Source organism: Thalassobacillus sp. C254 (genome assembly GCF_001310615.1).
On sequence record NZ_BAXQ01000026.1, the window covers coordinates 15,535 to 36,140 of the forward strand.

At 42.0% G+C, this 20,606-nt stretch carries 24 protein-coding genes, 5 pseudogenes and 1 other annotated feature; of the genes and pseudogenes, 25 read left to right on the forward strand and 4 right to left on the reverse strand.

Features of this window, described 5'->3' with window-relative positions; all coding sequences use genetic code 11:
* Positions 1 to 39: 39 nt before the first annotated feature.
* The 16 genes and pseudogenes from JCM19033_RS26490 to JCM19033_RS18310 all read left to right on the forward strand — a co-directional run.
* Positions 40 to 255: pseudogene (locus tag JCM19033_RS26490) on the forward strand (cobalamin biosynthesis protein); the annotation flags it as partial.
* Positions 256 to 362: 107 nt separating this feature from the next.
* Positions 363 to 796, forward strand: a pseudogene (locus tag JCM19033_RS26495) (cobalamin biosynthesis protein).
* Entirely contained in the window at positions 783 to 1,325 is a 543-nt protein-coding gene (locus JCM19033_RS18235; protein ID WP_054637373.1) for an aminotransferase class I/II-fold pyridoxal phosphate-dependent enzyme, read from the forward strand. The pseudogene JCM19033_RS26495 and the gene JCM19033_RS18235 overlap by 14 nt, the downstream one beginning before the upstream one ends.
* Positions 1,289 to 1,858, forward strand: a complete 570-nt coding sequence (locus JCM19033_RS18240; protein WP_054637374.1) for an aminotransferase class I/II-fold pyridoxal phosphate-dependent enzyme — start codon at positions 1,289 to 1,291, stop codon at positions 1,856 to 1,858. The genes JCM19033_RS18235 and JCM19033_RS18240 overlap by 37 nt, the downstream gene beginning before the upstream one ends.
* Positions 1,843 to 2,418, forward strand: a complete 576-nt coding sequence (locus JCM19033_RS18245; RefSeq protein WP_083465573.1) for a bifunctional adenosylcobinamide kinase/adenosylcobinamide-phosphate guanylyltransferase — start codon at positions 1,843 to 1,845, stop codon at positions 2,416 to 2,418. Before JCM19033_RS18240 ends, JCM19033_RS18245 begins: the two co-directional genes overlap by 16 nt.
* A 14-nt stretch (positions 2,419 to 2,432) precedes the next feature.
* Positions 2,433 to 3,186, forward strand: a pseudogene (cobS, locus tag JCM19033_RS26500) (adenosylcobinamide-GDP ribazoletransferase).
* Positions 3,144 to 3,749 carry a histidine phosphatase family protein gene (locus tag JCM19033_RS18260; protein WP_083465576.1) on the forward strand — a complete coding sequence of 202 codons (606 nt, stop codon included), beginning with the start codon at positions 3,144 to 3,146 and terminating at the stop codon, positions 3,747 to 3,749. The pseudogene cobS and the gene JCM19033_RS18260 overlap by 43 nt, the downstream one beginning before the upstream one ends.
* Positions 3,701 to 4,132, forward strand: a complete 432-nt coding sequence (locus JCM19033_RS18265; protein ID WP_054637379.1) for a bifunctional adenosylcobinamide kinase/adenosylcobinamide-phosphate guanylyltransferase — start codon at positions 3,701 to 3,703, stop codon at positions 4,130 to 4,132. The genes JCM19033_RS18260 and JCM19033_RS18265 overlap by 49 nt, the downstream gene beginning before the upstream one ends.
* Before the next feature lies 1 nt (position 4,133).
* Entirely contained in the window at positions 4,134 to 4,706 is a 573-nt protein-coding gene (locus tag JCM19033_RS18270) for a cob(I)yrinic acid a,c-diamide adenosyltransferase (protein WP_054637380.1), read from the forward strand.
* Between the two features lie 110 nt (positions 4,707 to 4,816).
* Positions 4,817 to 5,671: a VanW family protein gene (locus JCM19033_RS18275; RefSeq protein ID WP_054637381.1), complete on the forward strand. Its 855-nt coding sequence runs from the start codon at positions 4,817 to 4,819 to the stop codon at positions 5,669 to 5,671.
* A gap of 325 nt (positions 5,672 to 5,996) precedes the next feature.
* The gene (locus JCM19033_RS18285; RefSeq protein ID WP_269758367.1) at positions 5,997 to 7,430 is read left to right on the forward strand and encodes a spore germination protein; all 1,434 of its coding nucleotides are present in this window, start codon (positions 5,997 to 5,999) and stop codon (positions 7,428 to 7,430) included.
* Positions 7,431 to 7,448: 18 nt separating this feature from the next.
* Positions 7,449 to 8,381: a GerAB/ArcD/ProY family transporter gene (locus tag JCM19033_RS18290; RefSeq protein WP_269758368.1), complete on the forward strand. Its 933-nt coding sequence runs from the start codon at positions 7,449 to 7,451 to the stop codon at positions 8,379 to 8,381.
* A gap of 153 nt (positions 8,382 to 8,534) precedes the next feature.
* A complete protein-coding gene (locus JCM19033_RS18295; protein ID WP_054637384.1) occupies positions 8,535 to 9,218 on the forward strand; it encodes a hypothetical protein in 684 nt (227 codons plus the stop codon).
* On the forward strand, positions 9,215 to 9,646 hold the full coding sequence (locus tag JCM19033_RS18300; RefSeq protein ID WP_054637385.1) for a Ger(x)C family spore germination C-terminal domain-containing protein: 432 nt from the start codon (positions 9,215 to 9,217) through the stop codon (positions 9,644 to 9,646). The genes JCM19033_RS18295 and JCM19033_RS18300 overlap by 4 nt, the downstream gene beginning before the upstream one ends.
* A gap of 68 nt (positions 9,647 to 9,714) precedes the next feature.
* Positions 9,715 to 9,894, forward strand: coding sequence for a hypothetical protein (locus tag JCM19033_RS18305; RefSeq protein ID WP_157049961.1), 180 nt, complete (start codon positions 9,715 to 9,717; stop codon positions 9,892 to 9,894).
* Positions 9,895 to 9,935: 41 nt separating this feature from the next.
* Positions 9,936 to 10,343 carry a hypothetical protein gene (locus JCM19033_RS18310; protein WP_054637387.1) on the forward strand — a complete coding sequence of 136 codons (408 nt, stop codon included), beginning with the start codon at positions 9,936 to 9,938 and terminating at the stop codon, positions 10,341 to 10,343.
* Between the two features lie 65 nt (positions 10,344 to 10,408).
* On the opposite strand, the pseudogene serA reads toward JCM19033_RS18310, so the two are convergent.
* A pseudogene (gene serA, locus JCM19033_RS18315) lies at positions 10,409 to 12,029 on the reverse strand (phosphoglycerate dehydrogenase).
* A gap of 223 nt (positions 12,030 to 12,252) precedes the next feature.
* Positions 12,253 to 12,466: a binding site (T-box leader), on the reverse strand.
* A 146-nt stretch (positions 12,467 to 12,612) separates the two neighbouring features.
* Here serA and JCM19033_RS18320 point away from each other — a divergent pair.
* Positions 12,613 to 13,719 carry a M14 family metallopeptidase gene (locus JCM19033_RS18320; protein ID WP_054637388.1) on the forward strand — a complete coding sequence of 369 codons (1,107 nt, stop codon included), beginning with the start codon at positions 12,613 to 12,615 and terminating at the stop codon, positions 13,717 to 13,719.
* 30 nt (positions 13,720 to 13,749) lie between these two features.
* Here the strand turns inward: JCM19033_RS18320 and JCM19033_RS18325 are convergent, their stop codons facing one another.
* Complete coding sequence (locus JCM19033_RS18325; RefSeq protein ID WP_054637389.1) at positions 13,750 to 14,004, reverse strand: ferredoxin; 255 nt, start codon at positions 14,002 to 14,004, stop codon at positions 13,750 to 13,752.
* Positions 14,005 to 14,223: 219 nt separating this feature from the next.
* On the opposite strand from JCM19033_RS18325, the gene JCM19033_RS18330 reads away from it, so the two are divergent.
* The 5 genes from JCM19033_RS18330 to JCM19033_RS18355 all read left to right on the forward strand — a co-directional run bounded on the left by JCM19033_RS18330 (position 14,224) and on the right by JCM19033_RS18355 (position 17,638).
* Complete coding sequence (locus JCM19033_RS18330) at positions 14,224 to 15,006, forward strand: hypothetical protein (RefSeq protein WP_054637390.1); 783 nt, start codon at positions 14,224 to 14,226, stop codon at positions 15,004 to 15,006.
* Between the two features lie 17 nt (positions 15,007 to 15,023).
* A complete protein-coding gene (locus tag JCM19033_RS18335; RefSeq protein ID WP_054637391.1) occupies positions 15,024 to 15,290 on the forward strand; it encodes a helix-turn-helix domain-containing protein in 267 nt (88 codons plus the stop codon).
* Entirely contained in the window at positions 15,280 to 15,792 is a 513-nt protein-coding gene (locus JCM19033_RS18340; RefSeq protein WP_054637392.1) for a DEAD/DEAH box helicase, read from the forward strand. Before JCM19033_RS18335 ends, JCM19033_RS18340 begins: the two co-directional genes overlap by 11 nt.
* 157 nt (positions 15,793 to 15,949) lie before the next feature.
* A complete protein-coding gene (locus JCM19033_RS18345; protein ID WP_374701267.1) occupies positions 15,950 to 16,858 on the forward strand; it encodes a helicase-related protein in 909 nt (302 codons plus the stop codon).
* Between the two features lie 324 nt (positions 16,859 to 17,182).
* A complete protein-coding gene (locus tag JCM19033_RS18355) occupies positions 17,183 to 17,638 on the forward strand; it encodes a DUF2663 family protein (RefSeq protein ID WP_054637395.1) in 456 nt (151 codons plus the stop codon).
* Positions 17,639 to 17,695: 57 nt separating this feature from the next.
* On the opposite strand, the gene JCM19033_RS18360 is transcribed toward JCM19033_RS18355, so the two are convergent.
* The gene (locus tag JCM19033_RS18360) at positions 17,696 to 17,926 is read right to left on the reverse strand and encodes a hypothetical protein (RefSeq protein WP_054637396.1); all 231 of its coding nucleotides are present in this window, start codon (positions 17,924 to 17,926) and stop codon (positions 17,696 to 17,698) included.
* A 146-nt stretch (positions 17,927 to 18,072) separates the two neighbouring features.
* On the reverse strand, positions 18,073 to 18,282 hold the full coding sequence (locus JCM19033_RS18365; protein ID WP_054637397.1) for a hypothetical protein: 210 nt from the start codon (positions 18,280 to 18,282) through the stop codon (positions 18,073 to 18,075).
* A 148-nt stretch (positions 18,283 to 18,430) separates the two neighbouring features.
* On the opposite strand from JCM19033_RS18365, the pseudogene JCM19033_RS18370 reads away from it, so the two are divergent.
* From JCM19033_RS18370 to JCM19033_RS18375, 3 genes and pseudogenes are all read left to right on the forward strand, one after another.
* Positions 18,431 to 19,110, forward strand: a pseudogene (locus JCM19033_RS18370) (NAD-dependent deacetylase).
* Between the two features lie 388 nt (positions 19,111 to 19,498).
* A complete protein-coding gene (gene yhfH, locus JCM19033_RS22675; protein WP_083465578.1) occupies positions 19,499 to 19,627 on the forward strand; it encodes a protein YhfH in 129 nt (42 codons plus the stop codon).
* 474 nt (positions 19,628 to 20,101) lie between these two features.
* Positions 20,102 to 20,605 (forward strand): metallophosphoesterase, encoded by a 504-nt coding sequence (locus tag JCM19033_RS18375; RefSeq protein WP_306301392.1) that lies wholly within the window; start codon positions 20,102 to 20,104, stop codon positions 20,603 to 20,605.
* Position 20,606 lies beyond the last annotated feature (1 nt).

The window sequence follows — 20,606 nt, forward strand, 5'->3', positions numbered from 1 at the left end:
GTTCTCCTTTTTATTGTCTGCCTTTGTACCCTTGGTGTCATATCAGCCGCTGTTGTTGTCGCTTACAGCATCCATCCAGTCGTTGGTGTACTTACTGAGACTGTGCTGATTTGGCTTGCGATCGGACAGAGAAGTTTAGAAAAAGCGGCTGAAAATATTGCCAAGCCTCTAAGAGAGGGAAACACAAATGAGGCTCGCAGACAGACTGCGATGATCGTTTCCCGGGATACAGAGACGATGCAAGAAAAGGATATGGTAAGGTCGGCTGTGGAGAGTGTGGGCGAAAATACGTCTGACGGTGTAACAGCGCCTCTCTTCTATGCCTTATTGGAGGAGCTCCTCTTGCTTACCTTTATCGTGCCATTAATACGTGTGATGCAATGGTCGGTTACAAAACAAGCAAATACCTTCATTTTGGCTGGGCAGCTGCAGGGCAGATGATCTGGCAAATATTGTTCCGGCACGGCTGACTGCTTTATTAATGGTGATAAGTGCTGGCGCTGGCAAACCACTCTCTACTTTCGAAAGCATGAAAGGAACCATGAGAGACGCAAAGCTTCATGACAGCCCAAACAGCGGGTATGGGGAAGCTGCCATGGCATACATACTAGGTGTTACTCTTGGCGGGAAGACTAGGTATCACGGTAAAATGGTATCCAGGCCTCATTTTGGCAGGGGAACAAAAGAACTTGCTCCTGATCGAATTTTAGAAGCCGTTCATATCATGAAAAAGACAGTAGCAGTATTTATACTTTTTTGCTGGTTAATAGGAGGAGTTGTCTATGCATTGGCCTGAACACGGAGCGATGCCAAATGAATTAGCCAGAAGACTTGGTACCTCAGTACCCCAGGACATTCTTGATTTCAGTGTAAACACGAATCCCTTTGGACCACCTGATTCGTTTAGAGAGTTATGGCCGTCCTGGATGGAAGCAGCCTTTTATTATCCTCACCCTCAGGGCGAGGATGTAAGAAAGGCTATAGCAGAAGCTGCAGGAGTAAGGAAAGAGGAAGTGTTAGCTGGCAACGGGGGATCGGAGATTATCTTTCTTCTTGCCCGATTATATAAAGATAAAACCGTACTCTTAATAGAGCCTTCCTTTGCAGAATACCGCACGGCTTTAGAGGCAAACGAAGCAAGGATTAAAACAATCATGGCCCAAGAAGAAAACCAGTGGCAGCCTTCCCTGCATGATTTTCTTGGGGCACTTTCCAGTGTTGATGCCGTGTTTTTCTCTCATCCAATAACCCCACTGGTGTTTCCTATGGGGAGGAACTGCTGCGCCAAATGTTTCAAGCCTGTCATGATAGGGATATTGATATAGTCTGCGATGAAGCATTTTACGATTTTACCGTTAATCATCGCCATTTATTATCCTGGAGACACACCTTCCCCACCCTGATCATTATCCGTTCAATGACAAAAATGTTTTCAATACCCGGGTTAAGAGCGGGGTATCTGATTGCTTCACCTGATAAAGTAAGACAAGCAGAGAAGCTTATGCCTGCATGGAGCGTAAATAATATAGCGGGATGCGCGATAAAACAAGCATTCAAAGAACAGAGTTTTACAGACGCATCAGTAAACATGATTGCCACAGAGCGTGAGCGGATGAAAACCAAACTGGAAGAACTGGGCTTTGTCATTTCTCCTGCAACTGTAAACTATTACCTTCTTCGAGAAGACCCTGCTAAAGATTTATTACCTTTGATTACCTTCCTGTCCGAGAAAGGAATTCATGTGCGACACACCTACAATTTCTCTGGTTTGAATGGGAGCTACATACGAATGGCAGTAAAAAAGAATGAAGAAAACAACCGTCTCCTGGCAGCCCTGCAAGGATGGAAAGAGCGATGATGACTTTCATTTGCGGAGGCGTCAGAAGCGGAAAAAGTAAATTTGGCGAGGAATTGGCAGAAAAAGAAGTGGACAGGGATGGAAGGTTGATATATATAGCTACTTCAAAGATAACAGATGAGGAGATGAAGAGCCGGGTTGATGAACATCAAGCAAGGAGAGAAGAAAGCGCCAGGAGCTGGGAAACGATCGAAAAAGCAAAAAATCTTCATGAATGCGTTCCCCTTGTTACCAAGAAAGACACGGTTTTTCTCGATTGCGTGACCACTTGGCTGAGTAATGAGTTATTTTACAGTGAGAGCTCAGTTCAAGATGCTCTGCCTGTAGACGATGTCGGGGAGCGCATGATGAACGTGACCATCGATTTGAAGAAAAAGAGCAGGCACTTAATTTTAATTAGTAATGATATTTTTCAGGAACCGGTCCCAGATGATCCGTTTGTTTATCAGTATATGGCGGTTTTAGGAAGGCTTCATCAGCAGCTTATACGTTTAGCAGGTAAGGCGTATATGGTGGAACATGATATCCCCCTTTTGATGAAGGGAAGGAACAAACAATGAGGTGGTACAAGGGCATGATTCTTGCCTTAAGCTTTCTTACGGTGATCCCGGCTGGAAAGAGAGTGGATTGGAGTACAGCTTCAGCCAGGAGGTCTCTACCCTTCTTTCCCCTTACCGGTGCATGTATTGGCGGGATAGGCGCGTTGTTTTATTTACTTGCTTCTCCCTGGCTTCCTCCTGCCGTCACCGCTTTTTTCTTGCTGGTTATCATGGCTGGGCTTAGCGGCGGTCTTCACCTTGACGGCTGGATGGATGTCAGTGATGCGGTACTCACGCCAGGAGAAAGAAAAGAAAATGAAAATAATGAAAGATCCCCACGTTGGATCTTTTGCTGTCTTATCAGTAGTTTTCCTCCTTGGGGGAAGGTTTCTTTTTCTATATGAAGCACAAGGATTATTTACCTGGGAGCTTTTCTTTCTCCTTATTTGTATCCCTATGCTGGCAAGAGTCTCAATGGCTTGCTTATTGTCCCTTGCACCGTTAGCTTCCCATCAAGGTCTGGCCGCATGGTTTCGGACAGAAATAGAAAAGAAAGATGTACTCGCTGCTGTGTTTCTTGCCTTTCTTCTTCTTTTTCTGTTTCCTTTGTCTTTTGAATTGACTTTCCTGTTATGTATTACAGTGACTGGGGGCTATGTTTTGGCTTACTTCTTTTTTAAGAGACACTTTGGCGGGGTAAATGGAGATATGGCAGGAGCATTAAGTGAAGGGACGGAAACATTATTATGGATGACACTCGTTACATTTGGATACTTCGCCATGGTCTGACTGAGTACAACGAACAGCGGAGATATTGCGGCTGGAGCAACCCTTCGCTACAAAGCAGCTGGGAGCCTTCCTCACACCTGATAAAAGAGCTGAACCTCCCTTCCTCATGTCTTCTTTTCTCCAGTGATCTTTTGCGATGCCAGGAAACAGCATCAATGGTTTATCCTTGGAAGAAACCAATCATTGATCAAGGCTGGAGAGAAATCCATTTTGGCACGTGGGAAGGAAAAACCTATGAAGATTTAAAAGAAAATCCCAGGTACCGTCAATGGCTTAACGACCCGTCACTTGTTTCCCCGCCTGGAGGTGAAACATTATCAGCTTTTCATTTCAGAATTCAGGAAGCATGGGAGACTGCATGGAACCATGGAGCAGAGAACACAGTGATTTTCACACACGGAGGCGTCATCAGAGAGTGGATCAAGGTGGCTGCAGATCAGAAACCTTCTTTGTGGCACATCCCCTATGGTGGGGGAATTAAGGCTTCTTTTCAAGAAAGAGAAGGGGGGAGAGTATGCATTTCATTACAGGTGGTGCCTTCAACGGAAAACGACAATGGGTAAAAGAGACGTACTTGCATGAATCACAAAGGGAGTATGTATGGGCATGTGCATACGATGGCGACAGTCTTTCTTGTGATGATTCTTCCCAAGACATTATGATATTAGAAGGAATGGAACATTGGATGAAACAGTGTGGTGGGAATTATGGGGCTGTGCTTAGCAGCATAGAGCATTGGCTGGAATGGGAAAGAAACAAGGAAGGAAGGCTGTTACTTATCATAGGTACAGATATAAGCAAAGGAATTGTCCCTGTTGATGAAGAAGATAGAAGGTGGCGTGACGAAACCGGCAGGCTCTATCAATATATGGTGAAAAAGTCTGAAAAGGCGTATGTATTATGGTTTGGTATAGGAAACCTTTTAAAAGGAAGGGAGAAGGAGTAATATGAAATTATATACAAGAACTGGTGATAGCGGCCAAACAAGCATCATTGGCGGAAAAAGAGACAAAGACCACATTCGCGTTGAAGCCTACGGAACTTGTGATGAATTAAATTCATTTGTTGGAAAAGCAGTCAGCGTCATGGATCCTGAACTGTTCCCTGATATTGTCCCTGAACTGATGAAAATTCAACACGAATTGTTTGACTGTGGCGGAGATCTTGCTACCGTAAACGAAAAAGCCCCTGTAAAGGTTAAAAGTGAAATGGTGTCTTCCCTGGAAGACAGAATAGATGAGTACATTAAGGAAGCTCCTGAGTTAGAGCGATTTATTCTTCCCGGGGGGTCACAGGCTGCAGCAGAGCTGCATGTATGCAGGACTGTGGCGAGAAGAGCAGAACGGATAGTAGCTGGATTAAAAAAAGAAGAAGATATTAACCCGGAAGTATTAAAATATTTAAACCGCTTATCTGATTACTTCTTTGCAGCGGCCAGAGTTGCAAACTTCCGCCTTTCTGTTCCTGATGTGGAATATGAAAGAAGTGCAATTGTTTTCCGGGGGAAAAATAAAAAGTAAACAAAACCAGGTGAGATCCCATTTCTCACCTGGTTTTTTATGGTCTTATTTTTCTCATCCCTTTCATAAAGTGAAGAGGAGAAAGTAAACTTCAAAAAAGAGGGAGATCTATGAAAAAGACGATCTTAGCTGGCAGCATCTGTTTTGTGGCCGCAGGTATTTTCGTTCAGCTTTTTCAAGAAGAAGCACGTGAGGTAAGCTTTGCAGCCAGTGCCGAAAATTCTGCGGCGCTGATAAAGGCTCCATATATGTGGGAGATCAAGGCAAAGGAAAAAGGAAAAACCCTGGAATCATTTTTACTCCACGAGTATGGCTACCAGCCAGGAGATAAATGGGAAAAAAATAAACTGCATGCGTTTTTGAAAGAGCTTGACAAATTAGTGTATGAACCAGCAAAAAACCCTGGGTTGACAGAAAATGGGGAAGTAGTCGAAGGGTCTCCAGGAAAAAGATTGAATAAAGAAGAGACTAAAAAAGCATTATTACAGATGGATTTTGATGAAAAAGTCCTTGAAATCGCCGTGGAAGAGATTCCGCCGCTGCTTAAGCCAGAAGACCTCAAGGGGATCACAGATAAGAACTTAGGAAGCTTTACTACATATTTCAATGGCGGTGACGCTGGACGCTCTGAAAATATTAATCTTTCCGCAGAAAGTCTTCACTATCACATTGTTCCCTCTGGTGAGGAATTCTCTTTTAATGATGCGGTAGGGGAAAGAACGGAAGACAGAGGATATCAGCCGGCAAAGGAAATTGTAAATCAGCAATTTGTATGGGGAATTGGCGGAGGGATATGCCAGACTTCAAGCACACTATTTAATGCTGTAGACCAAGCGGGTTTAGCCGTGACGGAGAGACACACTCATTCCAAAGACATCGGGTATGTGTCACCTGGAAGAGACGCCACGGTGTCCTGGGGAGGACCTGACTTCAGATTCAAAAATTCAAACGAAGACCCTATCTGATCGAAACAAAAATAAATAAAAATCAAGGCGAACTGACCGTCAATATTTTATCTTCCTCAAAATGATAAAAAACAAGAAAAAAGAAAACCTTCGTTTATTCAACAAAAGGACTTCCATTATAGGAGGTCCTTTTCCTTTTGCTGTTTGTTATGCACAAACTTATGCAAAAAGCATTTCACTTAAGGTTATAAGAATAAAGAAACGAGCCTTCTCTCATACTAAATTCAAGAGAGAGGAGGGAGAAAGAAATGTTTTTATTAAGGTTTCTTCAAAGCAAGCAGAATAAACAAAAAAAGATGAGCCCCAGGAGACCATTCAAGAAGGATTGCAACGGCTTGAACAAAACAGTAATGACTTTACTAAGAAAGCAGTCTTTACGCCTTATGGAAAAATATATGCTTATTACTTTGATACCTTAATAGAAGAAGACTATTACCAGCAAAACATTCTTCTCCCCTTGAAAGAAAAGGAATGGAGAGACTATAAAGATATCGCAAACATTGTGTCTGTGGAAGAAACAGTGGAAACAAGTCAATTTTCAGATATACAGAAACTCTTACTTCAAGGATATGTATTCCTGCAAGGCACCGAAGGAGAAACAAAAGGGCTACTCCTTTCTTCCCCGAGTGTGGTAGAAAGAGATGTTGGAGTGCCTGAGGTTGAATTTAGTGTAGCCGGACCCCAGGAAGCTTTTGTAGAAACGTTAGAAACAAATATTCACCTGCTGCGAAAACGGATCCCTTTGTCTAACCTTTGTATTAAAGAAATTGAAGTAGGGTCTATCACGCAGACTAAGGTAGCTGTTCTCTACCTCGAAGGAGTTGCAGATAAAGAAAATGTCAATACGGTCATTCAGCGTATTACTGAGCTTGAAACAGATCAGGTGTTAGACAGCAACAATCTGGCACAAATGATTCAGGATCACACCTATTCTATATTTCCACAATTTATTAATACAGAGCGCCCGGATCGGGCTGCCGCTGCAATCACTGAAGGAAAAGTGATATTTATCAGCAATGGATCTCCAGAAGCCATCGTCGCTCCTTCTACATTAATCGAGTTTTTTTCATCCTTGGAGGATTATTATCTCCCTTGGCAGATTGCTTCCTTTGTAAGGCTTCTCCGTTTTGGGGCCGTGGCATTTTCAATACTCGCAACCCCCATTTATGTCGCTGTTTTAACGTATCACTATGAAATGATCCCACAGGATTTATTAATTACTTTAGTGTTGTCCCGTGCAAACATTCCATTTCCTCCCATCATCGAGGCACTTTTCTTAGAATTAACTATTGAGCTATTACGAGAAGCTGGTGCCCGTCTGCCAACGAAAGTCGGCCAGACCATTGGTATCGTAGGGGGAATTGTTATTGGGCAGGCCTCGGTGGAAGCAGGTCTTCTCAGTAATATATTACTTATCATTGTAGCCCTGGCAGCTTTAGCTTCCTTTACAACTCCGGTTTATCAAATGGGTAATACAATAAGAATTATCCGGTTCCCATACTTGATTGCAGCCACTTTGTTAGGAGGGCTAGGAATTGTTATTTGCGTTCTTTTTACATTCGTTCATTTAATTAAGCTGAATTCGCTCGGGCGCCCCTACTTAGCTCCCTTTTACCCTCTTCGTTTTCAAGATTGGAAGGATGCTTTCATCAGGTTGCCCTTTAGTACATTGACGAGAAGGCCTGTTCACAGTCGTCCCGACTCTGCCATAAGGGTGCCTTTTCAAAAAGCATTACAGAAAAAGGATATCGATGAATAAGGAAGGAGGAGGGCTGCAATGGACAGCAATATAAAAGAAAATTTTAAAGTGGGTCCTCCTATGGTCTTTTTTCTGGTTCATGCAACTCAGGTTGGAGTGGGAATTCTCGGTTTTCAAAGGGTAGTCGTACAACGTACAGGCTATGACGGCTGGATTTCGGTTATTATTGCAGGTACTGTTTTTTCGCTTGTACTATCGATGATGTATTGTATTTTACGGGCACATAATACGGATATCATTGAAATCCATCGTCGTTTATTAGGAAAGTGGCTTGGATGTATTCTCAGCTTTCTAATGGTTATTTATTTTTTTGCTTTGGCTGTCCTTGTTAACCGTACATATGTAGAGATTGTCCAAGTGTGGATGTTTGAAGAACTTCCCTCCTGGGTGATTGGGATTATTACCTTTGTATTTTTCTACTATTTAATCCTTGGAGGGTTTCGGGCAGTTGTAGGTTTGTGTGTAATTGGAGTAATTCTTCCAAGCGCAGTTGTTTTTATTCTTTTGCTTCCCTTGGAATATGCCCAGTTTCTTAACCTAATTCCGATCTGGAAGCACAGCCTGGAAGAGATCTTACTGGGAGCAAAAGACACAGCTTTAACCTTTCTTGGCATTGAATTTATATTGATGTTTTATCCATTTATTAAAAACGCATCTGATTCCCTAAAATGGGCCCAGCTCGGTCATTGGTTAACCGTTTTGTCTTATACTCTATTAATGTTGGTCAGCCTTTCCTTTTATAGTGAAGAACAGCTGAACCGAACAATTTGGGCCACGTTAACTCTTTTGAAGGTCATTGAACTGCCTTTTGTTGAAAGATTTGAATATATAGGTGTGTCCTTGTGGCTGATTATTATTACACCAAATATTGCGATTGCATTATGGGCAGCAAGCAGGGGGATAAAACGAATGTTTCCCATTCGCCAGCGTTATGCTCTTATCTTTTTTTAACAGCAATGGTAGTGATAATGCCAGTGTTTCAGAGCAGACAGAGAATTGACCAGTTTAATGATTATGTATCCAATGTTGGCTTTTATTTTCTGACTGTATATATTCCTCTTCTGTTTATAATTCAGCTGATTGTTTCAAAAAGGAGTAAAAACAATGATCAAAAAGGTTAGTCTACTCTTTATATTTCTTCCTGTTTTCTTACTGTCCGGCTGTCTGGAAACACGGATACTTGATGATATAACAATGGTACAGATCGCCGGATTTGATTTAGGGGAAAATGAGGGAACAATGGAGCAGACAGTTGCTTTTCCCACCTATTTTGAAATGGGAGAAGAAGGTGAGCTTGAAGTAATCGTAATGGGAACTGAAGGACAGAGTCCAAAAGAAATCAGGGAGGATTTAAATACTGAATGGCAGCGGCCACTACGTTACGGCCAGATGAGAATTCTTGTATTTGGCCACCTCTTTGCCGAGCAGCATGGAATTAGTGATATTGTAAATAGCTTTTACCGAGATCCGCGGGTGGGCAACCAGCTTCATGTAGCAGTTATGGAAGGGAGAGCACATGATGGAATTGATACTGATCTGACTGGGGCAAGAGAACGAGTCGGTATGTATTACGCAAATCTCATTAACCAAGCCGAGGAGGAGGAAAAGATTCCAGCTACGAACCTTCACAGCTTTATTTTCGACATCCACAGTGACGGCCGTGATGCCTACTTGCCTTTCTTTACGATCCATGAAGAAACCTTAAAGCTAAACGGTTTAGCGTTGTTTGACGGGGAATATAAGGTTGGGCACTTAGGCCCGATGAGTCCTTTATCTTTAAAATCATGAATGAAGGATCTAGAAGGGGTACTCACACCTTTGACATTGACAAAGAAGGTGCTGACGCTACTCTTCATATGAGTAATATAAGAACGAAACAAAAGTACGAGGAAGTCAGCCGGGATCCGGTTCCTCATTATGAAGTTCGTCTGGATATAAAAGGAAATGTGGAGGACTATGTCGGCGAGCTGGCTCTTGATGACCCAAACCAACTTAAAGCTGTTGAAGATTCTATAGAAGGCCAAATAAAGGCAACAGGTGAACGTTTAATTAACTATTTCATCGAGCAAAATATCGACCCTTTAGGCTTTGGTGAGCAATACCGGAGCCGTACGAGAGACTGGGATCCAGAGGAATGGAAAGAAAGCATATACCCTTCCTTAAAAGCTGAAGTGCATGTTGATGTCCAGCTTCTTGAATTTGGAGCAATGGATTAATTCGTTCTATAAGGGAGGTTCGAGTCATATAATAGCCTCAGTTTGTGTGCAAAGGAGAGAAAAGAAATTTGATAGCTGATTATAGTAAACGGTTTTTAGTGGTGTTTGTTTTTGCGCTGGTGGTAGGGTTTGTCTTTTTATTTCTCAGTATTTCCACGCTTGCTTCAGAACAAAGCAGCAGTGACACAGAAGAAGAGGATTGTCTTTGTAAAGAAAATGAAAGGATCGTTGAAAGAGTAAAGTTATGATACACTTTAAGTAACCTATAAAGACAAAGGATCGAATGGAAATGAAATGGGAAGAGGATGAAACGATTACTGTGGATGCTTCGCTCCTTCTCTGGTTAAACGAACAGGCTGGTTCACAGGGACAGGAAGAGCTCCTTTATGACTCCTTTCTATTTTTCCTGCGAAAGATAGAAAAGCATGAAACAATCAGGCTGGACCGAGACGGTTTTTTACACAGACGCTTTTGGAAAGGAATTGAAGCGGCTTTGTGTTACCAGCTTTTAAGTAAACACAGGCGCCCGGGAGGTATCTCTTTATACCGTTTCATGGAGAAGGTGGCAGAGATGGAGCACCTCATTGTAAAAGAAGAAGGACATGCAAGACTTTCTCAGCAAGGGAAGCAATTTTTACAGAAAAAAAAGCCCGTGCAGCAGAGTAGGATTCTTCGCTACATATGGCCGGTTCATTAAGGTACCAAGTATACAATAAACAAACTCCCTTGCGCGAATTGCAAGGGAGTTTGTTTTACAGGTAATTACAATTCAATTTTATCAGAGTACGTGATTTCCTCGATAGAGGTTAAATCTTTAACAACCTCATCTGTAACCTCTTTGTCTACCGCAAGCATCATGATGGCATCTCCGCCTTCCTGCTGGCGTCCTACCTGCATGGTTGCGATATTGACATTATGCTCACCTAACAGCTGTCCCATTTTTCCGATGACCCCTGGTTTGTCAGAATGCTGAATGTAAATTAAATGCCCTGTTGGATAAAAGTCAACGTTAAAATCATTGATACGGACAATTCGTGGGCCGTATTCTTTTACAAATGTTCCTTGAATTGTAAAAGTGCGTCCTTCTCCCTGAACAGTAGCCTTGATCAGGTTGGAGTAGCCAACTGTATTTGTCAGGTACTTCTCACCAAAGATAATGCCTCGCTCCTTAGCAATAAGAGAAGCATTGACATCATTGACAGGTGCATCCACGCGATGGCTTAAAAACCCGGCCATAAGGCTCTTGTCAAGACAGATGTATCCAGGTCAGCAACCTCTCCGCCGTATTGAACATCAATTTCCTGGACAGGTGTTTTCATTACCTGTGATAAAATATCTCCCATTTTTTCGTTAGTTCATAATAAGGCCTGATCGTTTCATAAAGCTCTTTAGACATCGTAGGAAGGTTGATTGAATTAAGAGCAGGAAGTCCATCAAGGAAATTTACCACTTCTTCAGAAACCTGGGCAGCCACGTTTAACTGTGCTTCTTTTGTGGAAGCAGCTATATGAGGCGTTCCAATGACTTGTTCATGGGCAAGCAGCTTGTGGTTGGTAGCAGGTTCTTCTTCGTACACGTCCAGAGCCGCTCCTGCCACATGTCCGTTCTCGATATAATGCTCAAGAGCTTCTTCGTCAATAATACCGCCACGGGCACAGTTGATGAGGTACACGCCTTTTTTTGTTTTTGCAATATTTTCCATGCCGAGAAGACCCTTTGTATCCTTTGTAAGCGGTGTGTGAACGGTAATGATATCAGCTTTGGACAGCAGCTCGTCTAAATCTGCTGTGGTTACGCCGAGCTCTTCAGCACGTGATGTAGGCAAGTAAGGATCAAATACGAGAACTGACATTTCAAATCCCTTGGCACGCTTTGAAAGCTCAGTACCAATTCTTCCAAAACCGACGATTCCCAGGGTTTTCCCACGAAGCTCGGTTCCCTGGAATCCTTTGCGGTTCCATTCACCATTTTTAATAGACATGGTGGCTTGTGGAACTTTGCGGGCTAAAGACATGATCATGGCAAACGTATGTTCAGCGGTAGAGATTGTGTTCCCTTCAGGAGCGTTAACCACGACGATACCGCGTTTTGTTGCAGCATCGATATCAATGTTATCAACACCGACACCAGCTCGAGCTATGATCTTTAAGTTCTTCATTTGGTCCATGAGTTCCGGGGTTACAGTCGTCGCGCTCCGGACAAGAAGAGCGTCGTACACGGAAAGATCCTCTACTTCGTCAACTTTCTTTTCTACGCAATTTACATTTTCATTGCTGAGCAGAGGAGCTAATCCTTCTTTGCTCATAGAGTCTGCTACGAGTATATTGTACAACTGACTCTTTCCTTTCTGTTGAGTTTGTTCAAGAACTGGCTGCTGAATCATTACCTCTCCACTCTCCTTTATTATATCTAAGCTATGCTAAGGGTATTTCAAGCCTAAGCCTCGTGAATTGTAAGCACTGGACGCTGCATTCACTATAGCTTTGACCTTATCATACAACATTGTGCTTTGGACATAGCCTGTATCTAAATAAGCATAAATTATGCAAATTCCTTTGGTTATGAAAGCGCTCCATTAAAAAACTTCCACCCCTCCACGAATAATCGTGAGGGGCGGAAGTCCGCGGTACCACCCTCGTTCGCAGGAGATGCCTGCCTTAGGGAGCCTAAGCTCTTAAGATAACGGTTTACCCGTTCACTTCTACTGTTATTCAAAGTGACTGCTCAGAAGGGCTATCGGAAAATTGGCATACCGGCTCTCACCACCGCCGGCTCTCTGGGATGACCAAGGTTTTCGTCATTCTTCGTCTTCGGATTTCATGTATCATATTGTCCATGACAGATAGACAGTTGTCTATCTCTTATTGTCTGATAATTTAACACAAGGCTGCTTATCTGTCAATTCCCTCCTTCTCATTTTTGGTTCAGCTCATATACTTTTACATACATGAGAAAGGCGGGAGATTATGGTATTTACTTATAAGACAACATCCGGTGATACGTTAACAAAAGTTGCCAATCGTTTTCATATCAGGATAGAGGATCTGCTGGCAGCCAACAAGGAGATTCCTTCATCACACTCCTATCTTTATCCGGGAAGACACCTCCTAATCCCGGACAATGCTTCTTCAACGAAAAGAAAAAAGTTATATCCATGCAGTGAGGAATACGGATGGAGAGAGCTTGAAAATGACCGCAGATTGCTGCAGAGTCAAACGATTAAAGGACTTAAGGTCGAGCAGATCGGCCAGTCTGTAATGAAGAAGCCTTTATGGCTGTTTAAGTATGGGAGAGGGCAGAAAAAAATTTTTCTCACAGGCACTTGGCATGGCAATGAGTGGATGAATTCGTGGCTTTTGATGAATTTTTTAAAAACATTTATAAAAAAAGTAAATACGAAAGCTCCATGGCTCGGTTATTCTCCCCATAAGCTGTATCAAGACGCCACTTTGTTTATTGTTCCTTTAGTAAACCCTGATGGAGCAGAACTTGTTCAAGAAGGACTATCCAAAGGACATTCTCATTATGAACAGATGGCTGCTATCAATGATGGCTGGTCCGACTTCAGGCATTGGTCAGCTAATATAAATGGAGTAGATTTAAATCATCAATGGCCAGCCGGCTGGAAGGAGGAGGCTAAAACAAGTCCAAAGCAGCCGTGGTACCGCCATTATGGAGGGGCGAGCCCAATCAGTGAGCCTGAAAGTAAAAGCATATACTTGCTTACAATGAAAGAAGATTTTTCCCACGTGCTGGCATTTCACTCTCAAGGACAGGAAATTTACTGGGGATACCGGGATATGGAACCTAAGGTGTGCAAAAGTCTCGCTGAGAGGCTTGCCAGTGCCAGCTCTTATCACCCTGTAAAAACCGCTGCCAGTGCTGCCGGGTTTAAAGATTGGTTTATTAAAGAATGGAAGCGTCCCGGGTTTACCATTGAAACTGGAATCGGGAAAAACCCTCTTCCCTTTGACGCCTCACTGGAAATGTGGCTGAATAATGTTCCTCTTATTTTAGAGAGTTTAACTTTTCCGTCTTTTTCTCCGCCGCTGGATAAATGGGAAAAGGAATAAAAAAAGCTCGTCTGCTGACGAGCTGCTTTTTTATTCGAATTTTAATGCATCGCCGTCAAATGGCTCATCAGCAATCTTAATAGAATCAGTCGGACAGCCTTCAAAGGCATCCTCCATGTCTTCTTCCAGTTCCTCAGGTACTTCTACTACTCCTTTATTTTCATCGCCGTCAAGGATTACCTCTGCTAATCCTTCATCGTCGTAATCATAAATATCAGGTGCAGCTGCCCCGCAAGCTCCACAGGCAATGCATGTGTCTTTGTCTACAATTGTATATTTAGCCATGTTGAAATCCTCCTGTTATATATAATTTATCCACGACTCTATTGCATCTATCTACATGGATAACGTATTGATTTCTATTTCATATTGTATGCTTTCGTGATAAAATTTTCAACAGATAAACTTGAAAAAACCTTATGAGACGCCGATATAGTAGGCTTTGTTTATATTATTATTATTCCGGCTGGAAATGAAGACTATTAAAAAAGGAAGGTGGTTTCTTTGGCAGAAAGGGCTTTATTCAGGCAGAAACTACTATTGTTTGTTCTTTTTCGCATTCAAGGAGACCGTACACTGCGATCCGCTTACCACCTTCTTACAGGAAAAAAAACGGCACAAACGATTCAGGATGGAAAGCTTTATCAGACGTTATTCTTATTTCAGTCACTTCCGGCTTACAGTGAAAGAGAATTTAACCAGGATGTTCATGATTTAGCGTTTCAACAGAAGTACATAGTACTTTCAAAAGACAGTGGCACATTAACCTCCAAAGGAAAGGAAAAGGTTAATGAACTCGTTTCTCATCCTCCTTGGTCTAACCATTACAACGGCTGGCTATACGAAAAAGCGGCTTCTATATTGTGGCAAAGACTTTCTCTTTTTGTTCAGGCTTTGTCGTTCGGTTTAAAAAAAGATTCTTTCTACATTCCAGTAACTAACAACCATGCTGTGCTCACGTGGGTGAAAGAAGAATGGAAAAGAAAACCTGATAAAGAAGCTTCGGCAGAGACGTTGTTTCAAGAATTACATAAGCTTTTATGCACACTCGAAAAATTGGACTCCGATATATTTGTTTCAAGGTTAAGCGGATGGAAAGCCCCTGGACTGACCTTTGGCCAATGTGCTTCAACCTTTGATATTGAAAGCTCTGAAGCCAGGTTCCGTTTTAATGGCGTACTTCATTATCTGATTAAGGAAGGATCTGCCGCCCTGAGTCCTATCCATTTTTATATTCTTTTATCAAGGACATCGGAAACAGCCATGGGCTTACAGCAACTGCCCTAAAGACAAAAGAACTTCTTTTGCAAAAAAAGAGTAAAGAGGAAATATCCGTTATACGAGGGCTGCGGCCAAGTACAATAGAAGACCACATTGTTGAAATTTCTTCTTACGATCCCTCTTTTTTAATTGATACATATGTCTCAGAACAGCTGCAAAAACAAATTGTTCAAGCGTCGCTGCGCAGACAGACGAAAAAACTTAAAATAATTAAAGAGGAAGTCGGAGCAGGAGTTACATACTTTCAAATTCGGCTGGCCCTCGCACAGGGGGAAAGACATGGGGCTTGAGCTTGAGGATGCTTTAAAGAAATGGTTCGGCTATGAAGAGTTCAGACAGGGGCAAAGACAAATTGTACAGAATATTTTTGAAGGAAACGATGTCTTTGCCATGCTACCGACTGGTTCAGGGAAATCTCTTTGTTATCAGCTTCCCGCCCTTTTAAAAGAAGGAACGGCTGTCATAGTATCCCCTCTTTTGGCTCTGATGGACAATCAAGTACAAGAATTGAAGCAGCAAGGGATAAAATCAGTGACAGCCATTAACAGCTTTCTCAGTCATGAGGAAAAAAAGGAGAAAATAAGGGAACTTCCCTTTCATAAAATCGTTTATTTGTCACCGGAAACATTGACACAGGAATGGGTACTTTCCCGCCTTGAAAACATGAATATTTCTTTGTTTGCCGTGGATGAAGCCCATTGTATATCGCAATGGGGGCATGAATTTCGAACTCACTATTTACGTCTTGGTGAAGTGAGAAAAGGATTGGAAACCCACCATGCCTGGCATTAACTGCCACAGCCACTCCCAAAGTCCAGAAGGATATTGTGACACAGCTTCAGTTAGAGAAGGCTGTGCATTTCATTCACCCCATAGACAGGCCTAATATTGCCCTATTTGTTGAGAAGCACACAGGCGAGCATGACAAAGAAAAAACCTTATCGAATGGATAGAGAATCTTCCTGGGCCGGGAATGGTCTATATCTCTTCGCGGAAGAAAGCGGAGAAGCTGGCACAGCTTATTAGGGAAAAAACCTCAAAAACAACAGCATCTTATCATGGAGGGTTGAGTAATGAAGACCGCCTGTTGATTCAGCAGCAATTTTTATCCTCTTCATTAGATGTCATATGCTGTACAAGCGCTTTTGGCATGGGCATTAATAAACCTGACATTGGATTTGTTATTCATTACCAATACCCAACAAACCTTGAATCCTTTATTCAGGAGATAGGGAGAGCCGGAAGAGACGGAAGGCAAAGTGTATCCCTGCTGCTTGTAAGCCCAGAAGATGGCGATATTCCTGCCTTGCTGATTGAAAATGAATTTCCCCCTAAAGAGGAATATCTTGCCGTTTTAGATGACATCGTCAACAACCATTCCAGCAAGCAGATCACAGAGGAAGTACTCATGCAACAGTACGGAATGGAGGAAACCCACGCACGCTTTCTTCACTTTTACTTAGGTTTCTTTCAGATTATAGATGCTGCCTCCATTCTCACGACTCATAATGTGACAGAGATAGGAAGAATACTGGAAAATCAGATTGTGAAAAGAAAACGAGTGAAATATAGTCAACTTCGGCAAATGGAAGCATGGATTCACGAAAAGGGATGCCGTCGGGAAGGCCTTTTAAAAGTATTTAATGAGAAGATGAAGCCTGAGCGGCCAGCTATTTGCTGTGATGAATGCGGTCACGAGCTCCTAGAAGCGAAACAACTGAACAAAAAGCCGAAACAATTTTTCAGTGGAATGCACGTTTACGCCACTTACTGCACCAATAACAGTCATGTTCAAGAAAAGCAGAGTGAAGTCCAGATGAACGTAAGCCGGGGCATGAAAGAGGTAAATCATTTCTGAAACAATAGAGGTGAATATTCATGATAAAAAGCGCGCGCTCTAGAAGGATACAACAAGATAATGTGTCCCTTCATTTGAAGGACCACAGCTATGATGCAGCCAACAACGAATCTCTCCCTCCGAGGAGTGAAGCTCATAGAAATAAGAAAGTCAAAAAGAAAAATAGACCTTTTTCTCTCATAAATTTGTTGTTTGTATTATTTATATTTATAGTTCTTCTTGGTTTAAGTTCCTTTATCTGGTATGAATAGTCTCTCCTATGCCTTCTCTGAATGTATAATTCCTAAACTCTACAAATAAAGTGTAGAGTGGAGGAGGTGGGAAATGGAGCAGAAGACAGCTGAAAAGTTATCCCAGGTAGATATTTCGCCTATGGCTGAAACGTTGTTACTGGAATTAGTATCTAGAAAAGAAAAAGAAAAGGCAGCTGATGTCCTGGTTAAAAGAGCAGGAATCCTTACAATGATCAGCATGGCAGTCCTGCTCTTATCAATTTTTTACATGCAAAGCCAGGGGCACAATGAGGTTTTACAAAATATTCTTGTGCTGTTTACCGTATGGTGGGGCCAGCTGGCGGCTGTCAGTTGCATTCTTGGCGCAGCTACACTGATCACAGGGAAAAGAAAACTTGTTAAAGCCGAGGAAGAATTTGAAAAGCTTCGCGAAGAATTAATTCAAAGAAGTGAAGAGCTTTGGGACACAAAGGAAAGATGGGAAACAAGGCATGAGTTATTTTCATGCTTACAGGAAAACTATGATATTAACCTGTTCCATTTATGATCGAACAGAAGCGAAGCCTGTGAAAAAAAGAACCGTGTCCAAAGGGAACGGTTCTTTTTATAGGGTTGAATGATCCACAGGCTGGTGACCGAAGAACACAAACTGCTTTCGGTTATAACATGTATTCGCTATGGATACCGATAAATTGGAAAAAGATTCAATTTGGCCGAATGCTACCGTGGTATTTTGCATCGTGCAGAATACTTCTACCGGAAGTCCAAGTTTTTCATTGTATCGTAAATCGTCGTTAGTAAATAGAGACCGATGTTTTATTTTATTAAGTATCATTTGTTCCTCCTCCTTGTGACAAAAACGTAATTGTAAGCGCTCACTAACAGTGTAAACTAAATTGATTGAAAATTCAATAAAGTTAGCAAATTATCTTCCATATATTTCAATTTAACACGGGAGCACATGAAGGAGGGGGAACGATGTTATTGAGGCAGACTCGAGAAAGCTTCTTCGGATTCTTCGTCCTCATATAAAGGAGAAGCAAGCATTAACCCCGAAAAACATAAGATAACTCCGACGCCCATAGCAAGAAAAGGCAGAGTCAACTTTTTCTTTTTTACAAGGAAATAAAGCAGTAATGCAAAGCCGCCGGTAAATAAGGCAGTCCCAATTAAAAATACAGTGAGGTCCATTATACTTTCCTCTTTTCTCTATATCGGTTGTTTTCATTATTAATTATAAGAAAGTAAAATAGAAAGAGCTATGTGTTTCACAAAAACATAACAATTTTTTTACCACCTTGAAAGGAGACTGGCGACATTGGAAGAGGTTGGAAAATGGATGATGGAAAGCAAAAACACTGTTGTATTAACTGGAGCAGGAATGTCCACGGAAAGCGGGCTCCCTGATTTTCGTTCGAAAGAAGCTGGTGGAGAAGCATTGATCCTTCTACTGTAGCCAATGTGGATGCCCTGAACCGTAACTATGATTTATTTCACGAATTCTACCGGGACAGGATTATCAGTCTCAGCCATTGTAAGCCTCATGAAGGCCATCTTATAGTAGCAGAATGGGAAAAAAAGGGCATTATCAGCCATGTTGCTACTCAAAATGTTGATGGTTTTCACCATCAGGCGGGCAATAGAAATGTTTCAGAGCTCCACGGGAATATCCGAACGTTTCGCTGTCACAACTGTGGTGCAGGAGCTCTTGAGGAGTTATTTCTGAATGGTGACAACTGCAGGGAATGCGGTGGCAGACTGAGACCCAACGTCGTATTGTTTGGTGAAATGCTTCCTCAAGAGGCCTGGGAAACAAGTCTGGATGCCATTGATTCGGCAGATCTGGTATTAGTTATCGGTTCAAGCCTTCAAGTCTCGCCAGTAAACCAGCTTCCTTCTATGACAAAAGGGAAAACGGTATGGCTGAATAAAGAGATTGATTCTTTTTCACAGTTTGATAAAACAATTGAAGGAAGTGCGAAAAACATTCTGCAGCAACTTAACAACATAATTAGGTAGGAGGCTGGGACGAACTAAGTTTTGTCCCAGCTCTTTTTATTGAATAGGCTTTGTTCCATCATGTTGTTGTTTTTCTTTAACAGATGCTTGCTTCCACCTAAAGGTACAAGTACGACGCCCTTTCAGAACGGTGTCTTCTACGTCACGGCCCTTGCTCGGTTTTCTAGGAAAACGACGCTGCGGGTTTTTCCTCTCATGGGATACCTGAAAACGTCTCGCGCTTTTATCTGGAAAAAAATCCTTACCTTACCTTTTACCAGAGCCATTAAAAAGTAATTGTAATAGAACAGTAAAGAAAAAAAGGAAAAAATATTATAAAACACTGTTGTATTTTTATAACTGTTATAATACAATGAGTGTACAAACAACTCAAGGGAGAGTGGAATGAATGAAAAATATCTTGGAATTCTTTAGAAATTTGCCTCCAAAAATGTGTGCGGACTGCGGAGATGAAATGCATGAGCAGCACGAGTCCTATATGAACCAATGTGATAAATGCCTTCGGCACGGAGAATAAACAAAATAAATATACAATAAGTGTCTTATAACAGGTTTCCAACCTGTTATTTTTTGTGTTCACACAATAAAATACCCTTTAAAGAGCAGACTAGGAAAAGGCATAGAGGTGTTTAGTAAAAAGAAGAAGACGTGGTAACAGTATCCATTTCTTTTCTTTTCAATAAAGTAGAATTTCGCTATACTCTTTCTAGAGTGCGAGGAGGGTAATCGTGAAATCATTTATGGGATTTATTTTTACTGTTTGTGCTTTATTATTTGGATACATGCTTATTGAAGCTAGGCGCAATCGTGTCAGTGAGCACACATTTTCTTTTTCAAACCTTCCTTCTTCTTTTCACGGAGTAAGGATCTTTTTTATATCTGATTTGCACTTTCGTTCTATTCACTCTTCCATTCTCAGAGAGGTTAAAGGAAAAGCTGATTATGTATTTGTCGGGGGAGACATCATGAAAAAGCAGTGCCTTTTTCCAGAGTGGAAGAAAATCTTAAAAAGCTTTCATCTATTGCTCCCGTTTATTTCGTATGGGGAAATAATGATTATGAAAAGGATCCCCAAAGGCTGGAGGAGACACTAAGAGAACACGGTGTGACGGTTCTCGCCAATGATACAGCTGTCTTACAAAAGAATGGGGAAAGCCTCTTTCTCATAGGAGTGGATGAACTCAATCATGGAAGAGATGATCTGGAAAAAGCAGGAGCATACTCAGGGGATGGCTTTAAAGTTTTACTGGCTCATGATCCAGCCATCATCCACAAGCTTAAAAAGTCTCATAATATAACTCTTGTTTTCAGCGGACACACACACGGGGGGCAAATCAGGCTTTTTGGAAAGGGGATAAGGGAAAAGGGCGGCGTAAAGCAAAGAAATCGTGTCACCCTGCTCCTGAGCAACGGCTACGGTACCACAACAATTCCAATGAGGCTGGGAGCGCCGGCAGAGACGCATTTACTCACATTAGTAAAAGACGATGAATAAC